Source organism: Methylibium sp. T29-B (genome assembly GCF_000576225.1).
GTDB lineage: Bacteria > Pseudomonadota > Gammaproteobacteria > Burkholderiales > Burkholderiaceae_C > Methylibium > Methylibium petroleiphilum.
The window spans coordinates 1-16,540 of record NZ_AZSN01000085.1 but is presented as its reverse complement, the minus strand read 5'-3'; the positions used below and the strand labels follow the sequence as shown (position 1 = coordinate 16,540).

Below are 16,540 nucleotides of genomic sequence, written 5' to 3'. Positions count from 1 at the left end.
CCATTTCAGAATCTCCAGATAAAGAACAGTGCCAGTGTTCGGTTTAAGGTCTCCGGCGGGGAGCGGATTCACCTGCCACTGGCAGCAGGCGGCACCTCACAGAAGACCGGCTTGTTTTCTCAGCGCTTTTACTTCGCGCGCGACGTGATGATCGCGTCGGCCACGTTCTTGGGCGCTTCGCTGTAGTGCTTGAACTCCATCGTGTACGTGGCGCGGCCCTGCGACATCGAGCGCAGCGTGGTCGAGTAGCCAAACATCTCCGACAGCGGCACCTCGGCCTTGATGGCCTTGCCACCGCCCGGCATGTCGTCCATGCCCTGCACCATGCCGCGACGGGACGACAGGTCGCCCATGACGTTGCCGGCGTAGTCTTCCGGTGTCTCGACTTCCACGGCCATCATCGGCTCGAGGATGACCGGCGAGGCCTTGCGGCAGCCGTCCTTGAAGCCCAGCGACGCGGCCATCTTGAAGGCGTTCTCGTTCGAGTCGACCTCGTGGTACGAACCGAAGGTCAGCGTGACCTTCACGTCCACCACCGGGAAGCCCGCGAGCACGCCGTTCGGCAGCGAATCTTCGACGCCCTTCTTGACCGCCGGGATGAACTCGCGCGGCACCACGCCACCCTTGATGGCGTCGACGAACTCGAAACCCTTGCCTGGCTCCTGCGGCTCGATCTTCAGCACGACGTGGCCGTACTGGCCCTTGCCGCCCGACTGGCGAACGAACTTGCCTTCGATGTCCGACACCGGCTTGCGGATGGTTTCGCGGTAGGCAACCTGCGGCTTGCCGACGTTGGCCTCTACGCCGAACTCGCGCTTCATGCGATCGACGATGATTTCCAGGTGCAGCTCGCCCATGCCGGAGATGATGGTCTGGCCGGACTCTTCATCGGTGCGCACGCGGAACGACGGGTCTTCCTGAGCCAGACGACCCAGGGCGATGCCCATCTTCTCCTGGTCGGCCTTGGTCTTGGGCTCAACGGCCTGCGAGATCACCGGCTCGGGGAAGATCATCTTCTCGAGCGTGATGATCGCGTCCGGATCGCACAGCGTCTCGCCCGTGGTCACTTCCTTCAGGCCCACGCAGGCCGCGATGTCGCCGGCCAGGATCTCCTTGATCTCTTCGCGCTGGTTGGCATGCATCTGCAGGATCCGCCCGATGCGCTCCTTCTTGCCTCGGATCGGGTTGAAAACCGAATCACCGGACTTCAGCACACCCGAATAGACGCGCACGAAGGTGAGTTGGCCGACGTAGGGGTCGGTCATCAGCTTGAAAGCCAGCGCGGCGAACTTCTCGTCATCGGCCGCACGACGAACCACTTCCTTGTCGTCGTCGTCATGGCCGGGAACCGGGGGAATGTCGATCGGCGACGGCATGAAGTCGATCACGCCGTCGAGCATGCGCTGCACGCCCTTGTTCTTGAAGGCGGTGCCACAGAACATCGGCTGGATCTCGGCGGCGATCGTGCGCGTGCGGATGCCGAACTTGATCTCCGCCTCGGTCAGTTCGCCCGATTCGAGATACTTGTTCATCAGCTCTTCGCTGGCCTCGGCCGCAGCCTCGACCATGTTCTCGCGCCACTTCTGCGACTCGGCCTGCAGGTCAGCGGGGATGTCCTCGTAGTTGAACTTCATGCCCTGGGAGGCTTCATCCCAGATGATCGCCTTCATCTTGATGAGGTCGATCACACCGGTGAAGTTCTCCTCGGCACCGATCGGCAGCACGATGGGCACCGGGTTCGCCTTCAGGCGAACCTTCATCTGGTCATAGACCTTGTAGAAGTTCGCACCGGTGCGGTCCATCTTGTTGACAAACGCCAGGCGCGGCACCTTGTACTTGTTGGCCTGGCGCCAGACCGTCTCCGACTGCGGCTGCACGCCGCCCACGGCACAGTAAACCATGCAGGCGCCATCGAGCACACGCATCGAGCGCTCCACCTCGATGGTGAAGTCGACGTGCCCCGGGGTGTCGATGATGTTGATGCGGTGCTCGGGAAAGGCCAGCTCCATGCCCTTCCAGAAACAGGTGGTGGCGGCCGACGTGATCGTGATGCCGCGCTCCTGCTCCTGCTCCATCCAGTCCATGGTCGCCGCACCATCGTGCACTTCACCGATCTTGTGGTTCACGCCGGTGTAGAACAGGATGCGCTCGGTGGTGGTGGTCTTGCCGGCATCGATGTGCGCAGAGATACCGATGTTGCGGTAGCGCTCGATGGGGGTCTTGCGGGCCATGGTGTGACTCCAAATACAGGGGCCGCTCGCGGGTTCGTACAAACCCGAAGAGCGGCCGGGGACCAAAAAGAGACTTAGAAGCGGAAGTGCGAGAACGCCTTGTTGGCTTCGGCCATGCGGTGAACTTCATCGCGCTTCTTCATTGCGCCGCCGCGGCCTTCCGAGGCCTCGAGCAGTTCATTCGCGAGACGCTGGGCCATCGACTTCTCGCTGCGCTTGCGAGCCGACTCCTTGAGCCAGCGCATCGCCAGCGCCATGCGACGAACGGGGCGAACTTCCACGGGAACTTGGTAGTTCGCACCGCCGACACGGCGAGACTTCACTTCGACCATCGGCTTCACGTTGTTCAGCGCGGTGATGAAGACCTCGAGCGGATCACGGTTGGCCTTCTTCTCGACGGTCTCGAGGGCGCCGTAGATGATGCGCTCGGCCACGGCCTTCTTGCCGGATTCCATGATCACGTTCATGAACTTCGAGAGATCGACGTTGCCGAACTTCGGGTCCGGCAGGATCTCGCGCTTGGGTACTTCGCGACGACGGGGCATTTCTCTTCCTTCTGTGCTTCAGTCGGCGCCGTTCGGGCGCCTCGGGCAGCCACACACCGGGGCCACCCACTTACTCGACCCGCCTGCGGCGGGCCATCCGACATCGGCCTCGCGGCCGACGATCCTCTGGCGCAGTCTTACGCCTTCTTCGGGCGCTTCGCGCCGTACTTGGAGCGCGACTGCTTGCGGTCCTTCACACCCTGCAGATCGAGCGAACCGCGCACGATGTGGTAGCGCACGCCCGGCAAGTCCTTGACCCGGCCGCCGCGCACGAGCACCACGCTGTGCTCCTGCAGGTTGTGGCCTTCGCCGCCGATGTACGAGATGACCTCGAACCCGTTGGTCAGGCGCACCTTGGCGACCTTCCGGAGCGCCGAGTTCGGCTTCTTCGGCGTGGTGGTGTAGACGCGCGTGCAGACGCCCCGACGCTGCGGGCCGCCCTGCATCGCAGGCGACTTCGACTTCGTGACCTCGGTCTGGCGACCGTGGCGCACGAGCTGGTTGATGGTTGGCATGGGTAACTTGTTCCCGTTTGAAGTTACTGGTTCAGGTCTTCCGGTGTCATGCGCGACGCCTCCAGACGGAACCAACCCGGGATGCGCGCCTGGGCCCTCGAGCGAGGACGGTTCAGGAAGCGCGGCGCAGGTCGCCCAGCAAAGAGCGCAGCAGAATCTGCCGAAAAGCCTGACAGTATATTCGTGTCGAACATTGCCCGCAAGCAAGAGGGCCTGCCTCCGTCGGTCGCCTCTCCCCCTTCTCCATGACAGCAGCCCCTCCGCCCAGCGCGGTCATCGACACCAATGCGATCTTGGACTGGCTCGTTTTCCAGGACCCGGGCGCTGCCTTCGGGCGGGCAATCGAGTGCGGCACGCTCCGCTGGATCGCCACACCCGCGATGCTGCTCGAGCACCGGCGGCTGTTCGCAAGCCCCAGCCTGAGCGCGTGGTCGCCTGATGTCGCCCGCCTTGAGGCCGCCTGGGCGCGTTGGGCCCAGGTAGACACTGACACCGTCCCGGGCTGTTCGCTGCGCTGCACGGACCCCGACGACCAGATGTTCATCGATCTCGCATTGGCGCGCCACGTCACTTGGCTGTTGACCCGGGATCGGGCGCTGCTCAAGCTGGCACGGCGCGCCGCGCCAACTGGTTTGCGTGTACTCACACCCACTCATTGGCAGGCCAGCATGACCGTCAGCGCCGAGGCTGCCGCTGAAGCTAACCGCCCCACCGCGACGAGCCGCTCATGAAAAAGGGCGGCCGAAGCCGCCCTTGCAGTCGCTGCGCAACCCCAACTACTGCGCCGGGGGCGGCGCCGGCTCCTCGCCCACCACAGCCTCGGCGGTCGTCGCAGGCGCCAGCAGGGCCTGCTCCTCAGCCTCCTGCAGAGCGATCGAGCGGCGTTCGGCGTCGTCCATTTCCTCCTTGGCTTTGCGGGCCCGGTGGAAGGCCAGGCCGGTCCCGGCCGGGATCAGACGGCCGACGATGACGTTCTCCTTCAGACCACGGAGTTCGTCGCGCTTGCCCATGATCGCCGCCTCGGTCAGCACGCGCGTGGTCTCCTGGAACGACGCCGCCGAGATGAACGAGTCGGTCGACAGCGAGGCCTTGGTGATACCCAGCAGCACGTCGGCATGCGTCGCGATCATCTTGCCTTCGGCGCGCATCTTGTCGTTGGTGTCCAGCATCGAGGCGCGCTCGACCTGCTCACCCAGGATGTAGTGCGTGTCGCCCGGGTTGACGATCTGCACGCGGCGCAGCATCTGGCGAACGATCACCTCGATGTGCTTGTCGTTGATCTTCACACCCTGCAGGCGGTAGACGTCCTGCACCTCGTCGACGATGTAGCGCGCCAGCTCCTCGATCCCCAGCAGTCGCAGGATGTCCTGCGGATCGGCCGGGCCGTCGACGATGGACTCGCCCTTGTTGACCACCTGGCCTTCGTGCACCAGGATGTTCTTCTCCTTCGGCACCAGCTCTTCGTAGACCTTGCCGTCCGGGTCGGTGATCTGCAGGCGCACCTTGCCCTTGGTCTCCTTGCCGAACGACACGGTCCCGGTCATCTCGGCCAGGGTGCCCTTGTCCTTGGGCGTGCGGGCCTCGAACAGCTCGGCCACCCGCGGCAGACCGCCGGTGATGTCGCGCGTCTTCTGGCCTTCGACCGGGATGCGGGCCAGCACTTCGCCCGGGGCGAGGTCCTGACCGTCGCGGATCTGCACCAGCGAGCCGATCGGGAAACCGATCGTCACCGAGTGGTCGGTACCGGGGATCTTCACCTCGTTCCCGGCTGCGTCGAGCAGCTTCACCTGCGGGCGAACCACCTTGGCTGCGCCACGGCGCTTCGTCGATGACCACCAGCGTCGACAAGCCCGTCACCTCGTCCACCTGCTTGGCGACGGTGACACCCTCTTCCACGTTCTCGAACTTCGCCTTGCCAGCGAACTCGGTGATGATCGGCCGGGTCAGCGGATCCCAGTTGGCCAGCACGGTGCCGGCCTTGACCTGCTGGTCGGCCTTGATGTTGAGCGTCGCGCCATACGGTACCTTGTGGCGTTCGCGCTCTCGGCCGTGCTGATCGGAGATGATGATCTCGCCGGAACGCGAGATCACCACCAATTCGCCCTTGCCGTTGGTCACGTAGCGCATCGTCGCGTTGAAGCCGATGTGACCATCGGACTTCGCCTCGACGCTGGAGGCCACCGCGGCACGCGACGCCGCGCCACCGATGTGGAAGGTGCGCATCGTCAGCTGCGTGCCGGGCTCGCCGATCGACTGCGCGGCGATCACGCCCACCGCCTCGCCGGCGTTCACCAGCCCGCCGCGACCGAGGTCGCGGCCGTAGCACTTGGCGCACAGGCCGAAGCGCGTATGGCAGGTCAACGGCGTGCGGACCTTCACCTCGTCGACGGCAGCCGCCTCGACGATGTCGAGCGTGTCCTCGTCGAGCATCAGTCCGGCCGGCACGACCACCTGCTGGGTCTCTGGATGCAGCACCTCGATGGCCGTCACGCGGCCGAGAATGCGGTCGCGCAGCGACTCGATGACCTCGCCGCCCTCGACCAGCGCGCGCATCGCGATGCCGGCGTCAGTGCCGCAATCGTCCTCGGTCACCACCAGATCCTGTGTGACGTCGACCAGGCGGCGCGTCAGGTAGCCGGAGTTCGCGGTCTTCAGCGCCGTGTCCGCCAAGCCCTTGCGGGCGCCGTGGGTGGAGATGAAGTACTGCAGCACGTTCAGGCCTTCACGGAAGTTCGCCGTGATGGGCGTCTCGATGATCGAGCCGTCCGGCTTGGCCATCAGGCCGCGCATGCCGGCCAACTGGCGGATCTGCGCGGCGGAACCGCGCGCACCGGAGTCGGCCATCATGTAGATGGAGTTGAACGACTCCTGGTCCACCAGCTTGCCGTGACGGTCCTCGACCTTCTGCTTGGACAGCTGGGCCATCATGACCTTGCCGACCTCGTCGCCGGTCTTGCCCCAGATGTCGACGACCTTGTTGTAGCGCTCCCCGGCCGTCACGAGACCCGAGACGTACTGCTGTTCGATCTCCTTGACTTCCTTCTCGGCGCGCTCGATCAGGTCGTGCTTCTGCTTGGGCACCAGCATGTCGTCGATCGAGATCGAAATACCGGCGCGCGTGGCCAGACGGAAGCCGCTCTGCAGCAGCTTGTCGGCCAGCACCACCGTCTCCTTCAGACCGCACTTGCGGAAGGAGGTGTTGATCAGCCGCGAGATCTCCTTCTTCTTCAGCGCCTTGTTGATGTTGGCGAACGGCAGGCCCTTGGGCAGGATCTCCGACAGCAGCGCACGGCCGACCGTGGTGTCGACCAGCTTGGACTCCGGCACGAACTCGCCGCTCTCCTTGTCCTTGGTCCACTCGGTCAGGCGCACGGCGATCTTCGCGGTGATCTCGACCTGGCCGTTGTCGAGCGCGCGCTGCACCTCGACCACGTCGGAGAAGATCAGGCCCTCGCCCTTGGCGTTGATGCGGTCGCGGGTCGCGTAGTACAGACCCAGCACGACGTCCTGCGACGGCACGATCGACGGTTCGCCGTTGGCCGGGAACAGCACGTTGTTGGAGGCCAGCATCAGCGTGCGGGCTTCCATCTGCGCCTCGATCGACAGCGGCACGTGGACGGCCATCTGGTCACCGTCGAAGTCGGCGTTGAACGCCGCGCAGACCAGCGGGTGCAGCTGGATCGCCTTGCCCTCGATCAGCACCGGCTCGAACGCCTGGATGCCCAGGCGGTGCAGCGTCGGCGCGCGGTTCAGCATGACCGGGTGTTCCTTGATGACTTCTTCAAGGATGTCCCAGACCACCGGCGTGCCCGATTCCACTTCCTTCTTCGCCGCCTTGATGGTGGTGGCGATGCCCATGGCTTCCAGGCGCGAGAAGATGAAGGGCTTGAACAGCTCGAGCGCCATCAGCTTGGGCAGGCCGCACTGGTGCAGCTTGAGCGTCGGGCCGACCACGATGACCGAACGGCCCGAGTAGTCGACGCGCTTGCCCAGCAGGTTCTGGCGGAAGCGACCGCTCTTGCCCTTGATCATGTCGGCCAGCGACTTCAGGGCGCGCTTGTTCGCGCCCGTCATCGCCTTGCCGCGGCGGCCGTTGTCGAGCAGCGAGTCCACCGCCTCCTGCAGCATGCGCTTCTCGTTGCGCACGATGATCTCCGGCGCCTTCAGTTCGAGCAGGCGGGCCAGGCGGTTGTTGCGGTTGATGACGCGGCGGTACAGATCGTTCAGGTCGGACGTGGCGAAGCGCCCGCCGTCCAGCGGCACCAGCGGACGCAGGTCCGGCGGCAGCACCGGCAGCACGTTCATCACCATCCACTGCGGCTTGATGCCCGACTTCTTGAAGGCCTCCATCACCTTCAGGCGACGCGAGTTCTTCTTGACCTTGAGCTCGGAGCCAGTCATGTCGCCGCGCAGGCGCTCGATCTCGACGTCGAGGTCGATCTCGGCCAGCAGCTTCTGGATGCCCTCGGCGCCCATCAGCGCGACGAATTCGTCGCCGTGCTGCTGTTTCTTCGCGTCGTAGTCGTCCTCGGTCATGATCGAGAACTTCTTCAGCTCGGTCATGCCCGGGTCGACGACCACGTAGGCCTCGAAGTACAGCACGCGTTCGATGTCACGCAGCGTCATGTCGAGCACCAGGCCCAGGCGCGACGGCAGCGACTTCAGAAACCAGATGTGCGCGCAGGGCGCGGCCAGATCGATGTGGCCCATGCGGTCACGGCGCACCTTGGTCTGGGTGACCTCGACGCCGCATTTCTCGCAGATCACGCCGCGGTGCTTCAGGCGCTTGTACTTGCCGCACAGGCACTCGTAGTCCTTGATCGGTCCGAAGATCTTGGCGCAGAACAAGCCGTCGCGTTCCGGCTTGAAGGTACGGTAGTTGATGGTCTCGGGCTTCTTCACCTCGCCGAACGACCAGCTCCGGATCTTCTCCGGGGACGCCAGGCCGATCTTGATGGCATCGAAATGCTCATCCGGGGTGAACTGCTTGAAAAGGTCGAGTAGTCCCTTCATGCATCTTCTCCTTTAGTTGCGCTCGAGCTCGATGTCGATGCCGAGCGAACGAATTTCCTTCACCAGCACGTTGAACGACTCCGGCATGCCGGCCTCGATCGCGTGCTCGCCCTTGACGATGCTTTCGTACACCTTGGTGCGGCCGTTCACGTCGTCCGACTTCACGGTCAGCATTTCCTGCAGCACATAGCTCGCGCCATAGGCTTCCAGCGCCCAGACTTCCATTTCGCCAAAACGCTGGCCGCCGAACTGCGCCTTGCCGCCCAGCGGCTGCTGCGTGACGAGCGAGTACGGGCCGGTGGAACGCGCATGCATCTTGTCGTCGACCAGGTGGTGCAGCTTCAGCACGTGCATGTAGCCCACGGTGACCGGACGCTCGAAGGCGTCGCCGGTGCGGCCGTCGTGCAGCGTCGCCTGAGTGCGGGTGGCGTTCAGCCCCTTGGCCGCGGCGATCTCGTCCGGATAGGCGAGGTGCATCATCGCGCGGATCTCCTCCTCGGTGGCGCCGTCGAACACCGGCGTCGCGAACGGCACGCCCTGCGCGAGATTGGTCGCCATTTCGGTGATCTCGGCATCGCTGAGGCCGCTCAGGCCCTCCGACTTGCCGCCCGACTTGTTGTACAGCTCGTCGAGGAACTTGCGCACGTCGGCGATCTTTGCCTCCTGCTGGAGCAGGTCGCCGATGCGCTGGCCGATGCCCTTGGCGGCCCAGCCAGGTGCACTTCCAGCACCTGTCCGACGTTCATCCGCGACGGCACGCCCAGCGGGTTGAGCACGATGTCGCACGGCGTGCCGTCGGCCATGTACGGCATGTCCTCGACCGGAACGATCTTGGAGACCACGCCCTTGTTGCCATGGCGGCCAGCCATCTTGTCGCCCGGCTGCAGGCGGCGCTTGACGGCCAGGTAGACCTTGACCATCTTCAGCACGCCGGCCGGCAGTTCGTCGCCCTGCGTCAACTTCTTGCGCTTCTCCTCGAAGGCGAGGTCGAAGCTGTGGCGCGTCTGCTCGAGCGAGTTCTTGATCGACTCGAGCTGGTTGGCGATGTCGTCGTCCGCCGGGCGGATGTCGAACCAATGGTACTTGTCGACGCTCGCCAGGTAGGCCTTGTCGATCGGCGTGCCCTTGGCGAGCTTGTTCGGACCGCCATTGGCCGTCTTGCCGGCCAGCAGCTTCTCGATCCGGTCGAAGGCGTCGGCCTCGACGATGCGCAGCTGGTCGTTCAGGTCCAGGCGGAAGCGCTTGAGCTCGTCGTCGATGATTTGCTGGGCGCGCTTGTCGCGCTGGATGCCTTCGCGGGTGAACACCTGCACATCGATCACGGTGCCGTTGGTGCCCTGGTCCACGCGCAGCGAGGTGTCCTTCACGTCGGACGCCTTCTCGCCGAAGATCGCGCGCAGCAGCTTCTCTTCCGGCGTCAGCGTGGTCTCGCCCTTCGGAGTGACCTTGCCGACCAACACGTCGCCCGGGTTCACCTCGGCGCCGATGTAGACGATGCCCGACTCGTCGAGCCGGCCGAGCTGCTGCTCGGACAGGTTCGGGATGTCGCGGGTGATTTCCTCCGAGCCCAGCTTGGTGTCACGCGCCATCACCACCAGTTCCTCGATGTGGATCGAGGTATAGCGGTCGTCGGCGACCACGCGCTCCGAGATCAGGATCGAGTCCTCGAAGTTGTAGCCGTTCCAGGGCATGAACGCGACCAGCATGTTCTGGCCGAGCGCCAGTTCACCGATGTCGGTCGACGCGCCGTCGGCGATCACGTCGCCGGCACCCACCTGGTCACCGCGCTGGACGATCGGGCGCTGGTGGATGTTGGTGTTCTGATTCGAGCGCTGGTACTTGATCAGGTTGTAGATGTCGACGCCGACCTCGCCCGCCACCGTTTCCGCGTCGTTGACGCGGATCACGATGCGGTTAGTGTCGATGTAGTCGACCACGCCACCGCGCTTGGCCGTGACAACCGTGCCCGAGTCGACCGCCGAGACGCGCTCGACGCCGGTGCCGACGAAGGCCTTCTCGGGGCGCAGCACCGGCACGGCCTGGCGCTGCATGTTCGCGCCCATCAGCGCGCGGTTCGCATCGTCGTGTTCGAGGAAAGGCACCAGCGAGGCCGCCACCGACACGATCTGCGTCGGCGCCACGTCCATGTACTGGATGCGCTCGGGTGAGGTCAGCACAGACTCGCCGCTCTCGCGGGCCGACACCAGCTCGTCGATCAGCTTGCCGTCCTTGTCGAGACCGGCATTGGCCTGCGCGATGACGTACTTGCCTTCCTCGATGGCCGACAGGTAGTCGATCTGGTCGGTGACCTTGCTGTCGATCACGCGGCGGTACGGCGTCTCGAGGAACCCGTACTCGTTGAGCTGGGCGTACAGCGCCAGCGAGTTGATCAGGCCGATGTTCGGACCTTCCGGGGTCTCGATCGGGCAGACGCGGCCGTAATGGGTCGGGTGCACGTCGCGCACCTCGAAACCGGCGCGCTCGCGGGTCAGGCCACCCGGGCCCAGGGCCGAGACGCGACGCTTGTGCGTGATCTCGGACAGCGGGTTGGTCTGGTCCATGAACTGCGACAGCTGGCTCGCCCCGAAGAACTCCTTCAGCGCCGCGGAGATCGGCTTGGAGTTGATCAGGTCGTGCGGCATCAGCGCCTCGGTCTCGGCCTGGCCGAGACGTTCCTTCACGGCCTTCTCGATGCGCGCCAGACCCGAGCGGTACTGGTTCTCGGCCAGCTCACCAACACAGCGCACGCGGCGGTTGCCGAGGTGATCGATGTCATCCACCTCGCCGCGGCCGTTGCGCAGCTCGACCAGGATCTTGACCACGTCGAGGATGTCGTCGTTGGCCAGCACCATGCGGCCTTCGGCGGTGTCACGCCCAACGCGGGCGTTGAACTTCATCCGCCCGACGCGCGACAGGTCGTAGGTGTCCTCGCTGTAGAACAGGCGGTTGAACAAGGCCTGCACCGCGTCCTCGGTCGGCGGCTCGCCGGGGCGCATCATGCGGTAGATCGCCACGCGAGCGGCCAGCTCGTCGGCGGTCTCGTCGGAGGCCAGCGTCTGCGAGATGTACGCGCCCATGTCGAGCTCGTTCGTGTACAGGCACTGGATGTCCTTGATGCCGGCCGTGCGCAGCTTCTTCAGCAGCGAATCGGTCAGTTCGTCGTTGGCCTTCGCGATGATCTCGCCGGTGTCGGCATCGACCATGTTCTTCGCCAGCACGCGGCCGACGAGGAAGTCTTCCGGCACGCTGATGAAGCTGGTGCCCGACGCTTCCAGCGCACGCGTGTGGCGCGCCGTGATGCGCTTGTCCTTCTCGACGATCACGGCACCCGCCTTGTCGGTCAGGTCGAAGCGGGCGATCTCGCCGCGCAGCCGGTCGGCCACGAACTCCATCTGCGCGCCCGAGTCCATCAGGCGGAAGTTGTCGAACACGAAGAAGTTCGCGAGGATCTGCTCCGGGTTCAGGCCGATGGCCTTCAGCAGGATCGTCACCGGCATCTTGCGACGGCGGTCGACGCGGAAGTACAGGATGTCCTTCGGGTCGAACTCGAAGTCCAGCCACGAGCCGCGGTAGGGAATGATGCGGGCGCTGAACAGCAGCTTGCCCGAGCTGTGGGTCTTGCCCTTGTCGTGCTCGAAGAACACGCCCGGCGAGCGATGCAGCTGCGAAACGATCACGCGCTCGGTGCCGTTGACGATGAAGGAGCCGTAGTCGGTCATCAGGGGCACTTCACCCATGTAGACCTCCTGCTCCTTGATCTCCTTGACCACCTTCGACTGCGAGGTCGAGGTTTCGCGGTCATAGATGATCATCTGCAGCTTGGCGCGCACCGCGGCGGCGTAGGTCAGGCCGCGCTGCTGGCATTCCCGCGTGTCGAACGCGGGCTTGGCCATGTTGAACTCGATGTACTTCATCTCCACGAACCCGTTGTGCGAGACGATCGGGAAGGCGGAGAGGAAGGCGGCCTGCAAGCCCTCCGGTTTGCGCTTTTGGGGCGGCACGTCCTTCTGCAGGAAGGCGACGTAGGAATCCTTCTGCATCGTCAGCAGATAGGGCACGCCCAAGACGTTCTCGCGCTTTCCGAAACTCTTCCGGATGCGCTTGCGCTCGGTGTAGCTGTAGGGGGTTGCTTGCGCCATTGATCACTCCGTGTCGAATGAGCGCCGCCCGGCCTAGGCGACACTCTTTCGGCGACTGGCGACGCAGACCTTGCGTCTGCTGCTTGGTGGCTGGCCACTACCAGCCGCTGGCGGACAACCAGGGCATTGCACCCCAGCCCGACCAAACCGGTTCCCTGCAGTCGTTTCAGAGAACACTTGGAAACCCCCAAGGGAGACTTCCAGGTGCTCACGGCCCTCGGAGAAACCCTCGATTATGACCTCGAGGATCTTTCTGACACCCCCCAAGGGCTAATGAGAGGGATCGCTCCAGGAAGCGCAAAAGGCTGGGGCCGATCCGGCACCCAGCCCCGTGCGCCTCGTCGGATTACTTCAGCTCGGCCTTCGCGCCGGCTTCCACCAGCTTCTTCACAGCCGCTTCGGCGTCGGCCTTGGCCACCGCTTCCTTCACGTTCTTCGGCGCGCCATCGACCAGATCCTTGGCTTCCTTCAGGCCCAGGCCCGTCAGTTCGCGCACGGCCTTGATGACCGACACCTTGTTCGCGCCGGCCTCGAGCAGAACGACGTTGAACTCGGTCTTCTCTTCCACCGCAGCAGCGGCGCCACCACCACCGCCGGCAGCCGGGGCGGCCATCGCGGCGGCGGACACGCCGAACTTCTCTTCGATGGCCTTGACCAGCTCGTTGAGCTCCATCACCGACATGCTGTCGAGGGCGGTCAGGAATGCGTCTTTATCGAATGCCATTTTGGTTCCTAGATATGCGTTGAAATTGAATGAAGATCAGGCGGCGGCAGCCTCGGCGGGCGCGGCTTCCGCCGACCCACCTCGCTGCTCGGCCAGCGCGGCCAGCACGCGCGCGATGCGCGAGACCGGCGACTGCATCAGTCCCAGCAGCTGCGACAGCAGCACTTCCTTGCTCGGGATCGATGCCAGCGCCTTCACGCCCTCGGCGTCCAGGGCCTTGCCGGCATAGGCGCCGGCCTTGATCACCAGCTTGTCGTTGCCCTTGGCGAAGTCCGCGATGACTTTGGCTGCTGCCACGGCGTCTTCGGAGAAGCCGTAGATCAGCGGGCCAGCCATGCTCCCGGCGGCCACTTCGAACGAGGTGCCAGCGACGGCACGGCGAGCGAGCGTGTTCTTCAGCACGTGAAGATAGACGCCCTTCTCGCGCGCCTGCTTGCGCAGCGCGTTCAAGTGTTCCACCGTGAGTCCGCGGTACTCGGCCAGCGCCAGCGTCTGTGCCTTGGCCACCTGGGCCGACACCTGCGCCACGACGGCTTCTTTCTCGTTGCGATTCAGACTCAAGGTCCACTCCTTTGCTTATGCGCCCCGGGCCTTGCGGTCCGCGGCACCCACTTCAGCGACCTTCTGTCCAGGACCCCGCCGATCACGAATCGCTTCGTCCTCGACGGCCATGCCCGTTCAGCGGGATCGCCATCTGCGCTGGCTTCGTCGCCGACCCTTCGGCCGGCGACTCATTTAGGCGGCTCGCGCCGCACCAACGGTCTTTGACGGCCCGCGCCGGATTGCCCCGAGAGGCTCACCGGCACGACCCACCAATTCAGCCGGATCTCGCGCCAGACACTCGCGAGACCCTTGTCCGATGTATCAGCCTGCGCGGCGGCGTTGATCGACGCCACGTCCACGCGCACGCCGACACCCATGGTCGACGACACCGCGACCTTGCGCAGGTAGATGCCCTTGCTGGTCGCCGGCTTGGCCTTGTTGAGCGCCTCGATCAGCGCCTGCAGGTTGCCCTTGAGCTTGTCGCCGTCGAACGAGCGGCGGCCCAGCGTCGTGTGGATGATCCCGGCCTTGTCGACGCGGAACTGCACCTGGCCGGCCTTGGCGTTCTTCACTGCGGTGGCCACGTCGGGCGTCACGGTACCGACCTTCGGGTTCGGCATCAGGCCGCGCGGGCCCAGAATCTGGCCCAGCGTACCGACGATCCGCATCGTGTCCGGCGACGCGATCACGACATCGAAGTTCAGGTTGCCGGCCTTGACTTGTTCGGCCAGGTCTTCCATGCCGACCACGTCGGCGCCGGCGGCCTTGGCTTCCTCGGCCTTGGCGCCTTGGGCGAACACCGCCACGCGCTTGGTCTTGCCGGTCCCGTTGGGCAGCACGACGGCGCCGCGGACCACCTGGTCTGACTTCTTCGCATCGATGCCGAGTTGCACGGACACGTCGATCGATTCGTCGAACTTCGCGGTCGCGCAGTCACGCACGATCTTGAAGGCGTCGTCGATCGCGTACAGCTTCAGGCTGTCGACCTTGCCCTCGAGGGCCTTCTGGCGTTTGGTGAGCTTGGCCATGTCAGACACCCTCCGTGGTGACGCCCATCGAGCGGGCGGTGCCCGCGATGGTGCGGACCGCAGCGTCCAGGTCGGCCGCCGTCAGGTCCTTGGTCTTGGTCTTGGCGATCTCCTCGAGCTGGGCCCGGGTGATCTTGCCGACCTTGTCGGTGTGCGGCTTGGACGAGCCCTTGTCGAGCTTGATCGCCTTCTTGATCAGCACCGTGGCGGGCGGCGACTTCAGCACGAAGGTGAAGCTCTTGTCCGCGAACGCGGTGATCACCACCGGCAGCACGAGGCCGGGTTCCATCGACTGGGTCTGGGCGTTGAACGCCTTGCAGAACTCCATGATGTTGAGGCCGCGCTGACCCAGCGCGGGACCGATCGGGGGCGACGGATTCGCCTTGCCGGCCGGGATTTGCAGCTTGATGAAGCCGACAATCTTCTTGGCCATGTGTTTCTCCTAGAACCTCCCTCGCGGCCTGCGCTGGAGGTCGAGTGCAAACGCCAGGGACTGGTTACCCGGGCTCCTCACACCGATGTCACGTCACCGGCAGCAACGGATGGCGTCTGGCGCCTGCCTTGCGGCGCGCCGCCCCGCCATCGGGGCTGAATGCATCAGACCTTCTCGACCTCGTGGAAATCCAGTTCCACCGGCGTCGAGCGGCCGAAGATCGTCACCGAGACGCGCACCTTCGACTTGTCGTAGTTGACTTCTTCGATGGCACCGTTGAAGTCGGTGAACGGGCCTTCCTTGACGCGCACCAGTTCGCCCACTTCCCACTCGACCTTGGGGCGCGGCTTCTCGATGCCTTCCTGCATCTGGTGCACGATCTTCATCACCTCGGCCTCGGAAATCGGCGCCGGGCGGTTCTTCGCGCCGCCGACGAAGCCGGTGACCTTGGAGGTGTGCTTCACCAGATGCCAGGACTCATCGTCCATCAGCATCTCGACCAGCACGTAGCCGGGGAAGAAGCGGCGCTCGGTCACGGCCTTCTTGCCGTTCTTCATCTCGACCACTTCCTCGGTCGGGACGAGGATGCGGCCGAACTTGGCCTGCATGCCGGCACGGTCGATGCGTTCGCGCAGGTTGCGTTCGACGGCCTTCTCCATGCCGGAGTAGGCATGCACCACGTACCAGCGCAGCGGGCTGGCGGGTACGGCGTCGGTGGTGGCTGGGGTCTGGACTTCGCTCATGTTCAACCTCGCGCCTTTCAGCGCCTCCAACCCAGGATCAAGTCGTACAGCGCCCACTCCAGGGTCTTGTCGGTCAGCCACAGGAACAGCGCCATCACGAACACGAAGGCGAACACATAGCCCGTCATCTGGATCGCTTCCTTGCGGCTTGGCCACACGACCTTGCGCAGTTCACGGACCGAGTCCCGGCCGAAGCCGGCCAGCGCCTTGCCCGGCTCGGCCGTGAAGAACACGGCCACGCCGGCGACCATCAGTCCCAGCAGCGCGGCCACGCGCAGCCACAGGTCCTGCTTGCCGAGCAGGTAGAACGCGGCGACCGCGGCGACGACCAGCAAGCCCGCGGCGGCGAGCTTGGCCTTGTCAGCGCCGGTGGAAACGGTTTCGACGGTTGGGTTGTTCATCTTGCTTCGGTTCGATCACGAGGGCTGCCCTACAGCAGCAAGGCCCGCGGGGTCCGTAGACTCCCTGCGGGCCGCTGCGCGCCGGCATGTGCGTTCGATTCGATCAGTGCCTGTCGGACTCCGGGCGATGCGTGGCAGGGGCAGAGGGAATCGAACCCCCAACCTTCGGTTTTGGAGACCGACGCTCTGCCAATTGAGCTATACCCCTACGCAACCCTTGAAATG

Annotated in this window: 10 protein-coding genes, 1 tRNA gene and 3 pseudogenes; 2 read left to right on the top strand and 12 right to left on the bottom strand. The window is 64.8% G+C overall.

The genetic code is table 11. From position 1 onward, the window contains the following. Positions 1-186, top strand: a 186-nt coding sequence (locus Y694_RS25920; protein WP_231497692.1) for a hypothetical protein, incomplete at its 5' end; no start/stop codon positions are given. Here the strand turns inward: Y694_RS25920 and fusA are convergent. The 3 genes from fusA to rpsL all read right to left on the bottom strand — a co-directional run bounded on the left by fusA (position 129) and on the right by rpsL (position 3,291). Continuing rightward, a complete protein-coding gene (fusA, locus tag Y694_RS13805) occupies positions 129-2,231 on the bottom strand; it encodes an elongation factor G (protein ID WP_011831020.1) in 2,103 nt (700 codons plus the stop codon). The genes Y694_RS25920 and fusA overlap by 58 nt on opposite strands. Positions 2,232-2,305: 74 nt before the next feature. Continuing rightward, the gene (gene rpsG, locus Y694_RS13800; protein ID WP_011831021.1) at positions 2,306-2,776 is read right to left on the bottom strand and encodes a 30S ribosomal protein S7; all 471 of its coding nucleotides are present in this window, start codon (positions 2,774-2,776) and stop codon (positions 2,306-2,308) included. Positions 2,777-2,913: 137 nt separating this feature from the next. Then, entirely contained in the window at positions 2,914-3,291 is a 378-nt protein-coding gene (rpsL, locus tag Y694_RS13795) for a 30S ribosomal protein S12 (protein ID WP_011831022.1), read from the bottom strand. Positions 3,292-3,536: 245 nt separating this feature from the next. Between rpsL and Y694_RS13790 the strand changes: the two genes are divergently transcribed. After that, positions 3,537-4,022, top strand: coding sequence for a putative toxin-antitoxin system toxin component, PIN family (locus tag Y694_RS13790; protein WP_081771294.1), 486 nt, complete (start codon positions 3,537-3,539; stop codon positions 4,020-4,022). A 45-nt stretch (positions 4,023-4,067) separates the two neighbouring features. Here the strand turns inward: Y694_RS13790 and rpoC are convergent. The 9 genes and pseudogenes from rpoC to Y694_RS13745 form a co-directional block, all read right to left on the bottom strand. Then, a pseudogene (gene rpoC / locus Y694_RS13785) lies at positions 4,068-8,304 on the bottom strand (DNA-directed RNA polymerase subunit beta'). A gap of 12 nt (positions 8,305-8,316) precedes the next feature. After that, positions 8,317-12,443 (bottom strand): annotated as a pseudogene (rpoB, locus tag Y694_RS13780) (DNA-directed RNA polymerase subunit beta). Between the two features lie 346 nt (positions 12,444-12,789). Further along, positions 12,790-13,167, bottom strand: a complete 378-nt coding sequence (rplL, locus tag Y694_RS13775) for a 50S ribosomal protein L7/L12 (protein WP_011831026.1) — start codon at positions 13,165-13,167, stop codon at positions 12,790-12,792. A 36-nt stretch (positions 13,168-13,203) separates the two neighbouring features. Further along, positions 13,204-13,728, bottom strand: a complete 525-nt coding sequence (gene rplJ / locus Y694_RS13770) for a 50S ribosomal protein L10 (RefSeq protein WP_011831027.1) — start codon at positions 13,726-13,728, stop codon at positions 13,204-13,206. 317 nt (positions 13,729-14,045) lie between these two features. Then, positions 14,046-14,738: pseudogene (gene rplA / locus Y694_RS13765) on the bottom strand (50S ribosomal protein L1); the annotation flags it as partial. A gap of 1 nt (position 14,739) precedes the next feature. Beyond that, entirely contained in the window at positions 14,740-15,171 is a 432-nt protein-coding gene (gene rplK, locus Y694_RS13760) for a 50S ribosomal protein L11 (protein WP_011831029.1), read from the bottom strand. A gap of 164 nt (positions 15,172-15,335) precedes the next feature. Next, positions 15,336-15,914, bottom strand: coding sequence for a transcription termination/antitermination protein NusG (gene nusG / locus Y694_RS13755; RefSeq protein WP_011831030.1), 579 nt, complete (start codon positions 15,912-15,914; stop codon positions 15,336-15,338). Positions 15,915-15,931: 17 nt separating this feature from the next. After that, positions 15,932-16,315 (bottom strand): preprotein translocase subunit SecE, encoded by a 384-nt coding sequence (gene secE / locus Y694_RS13750; RefSeq protein WP_011831031.1) that lies wholly within the window; start codon positions 16,313-16,315, stop codon positions 15,932-15,934. Positions 16,316-16,447: 132 nt separating this feature from the next. Next, a tRNA-Trp gene (locus Y694_RS13745) sits at positions 16,448-16,523 on the bottom strand. Positions 16,524-16,540: the final 17 nt, after the last annotated feature.

What these genes read in the sequence shown, in the direction of transcription:
- nusG (WP_011831030.1), bottom strand. Translation starts at nt 15,914, where the DNA reads ATGAGCGAAGTCCAGACCCCAGCCACCACCGACGCCGTACCCGCCAGC.
- rplK (WP_011831029.1), bottom strand. Translation starts at nt 15,171, where the DNA reads ATGGCCAAGAAGATTGTCGGCTTCATCAAGCTGCAAATCCCGGCCGGC.
- fusA (WP_011831020.1), bottom strand. Translation starts at nt 2,231, where the DNA reads ATGGCCCGCAAGACCCCCATCGAGCGCTACCGCAACATCGGTATCTCT.
- rplL (WP_011831026.1), bottom strand. Translation starts at nt 13,167, where the DNA reads ATGGCATTCGATAAAGACGCATTCCTGACCGCCCTCGACAGCATGTCG.
- secE (WP_011831031.1), bottom strand. Translation starts at nt 16,315, where the DNA reads ATGAACAACCCAACCGTCGAAACCGTTTCCACCGGCGCTGACAAGGCC.
- rpsL (WP_011831022.1), bottom strand. Translation starts at nt 3,291, where the DNA reads ATGCCAACCATCAACCAGCTCGTGCGCCACGGTCGCCAGACCGAGGTC.
- rpsG (WP_011831021.1), bottom strand. Translation starts at nt 2,776, where the DNA reads ATGCCCCGTCGTCGCGAAGTACCCAAGCGCGAGATCCTGCCGGACCCG.
- Y694_RS13790 (WP_081771294.1), top strand. Translation starts at nt 3,537, where the DNA reads ATGACAGCAGCCCCTCCGCCCAGCGCGGTCATCGACACCAATGCGATC.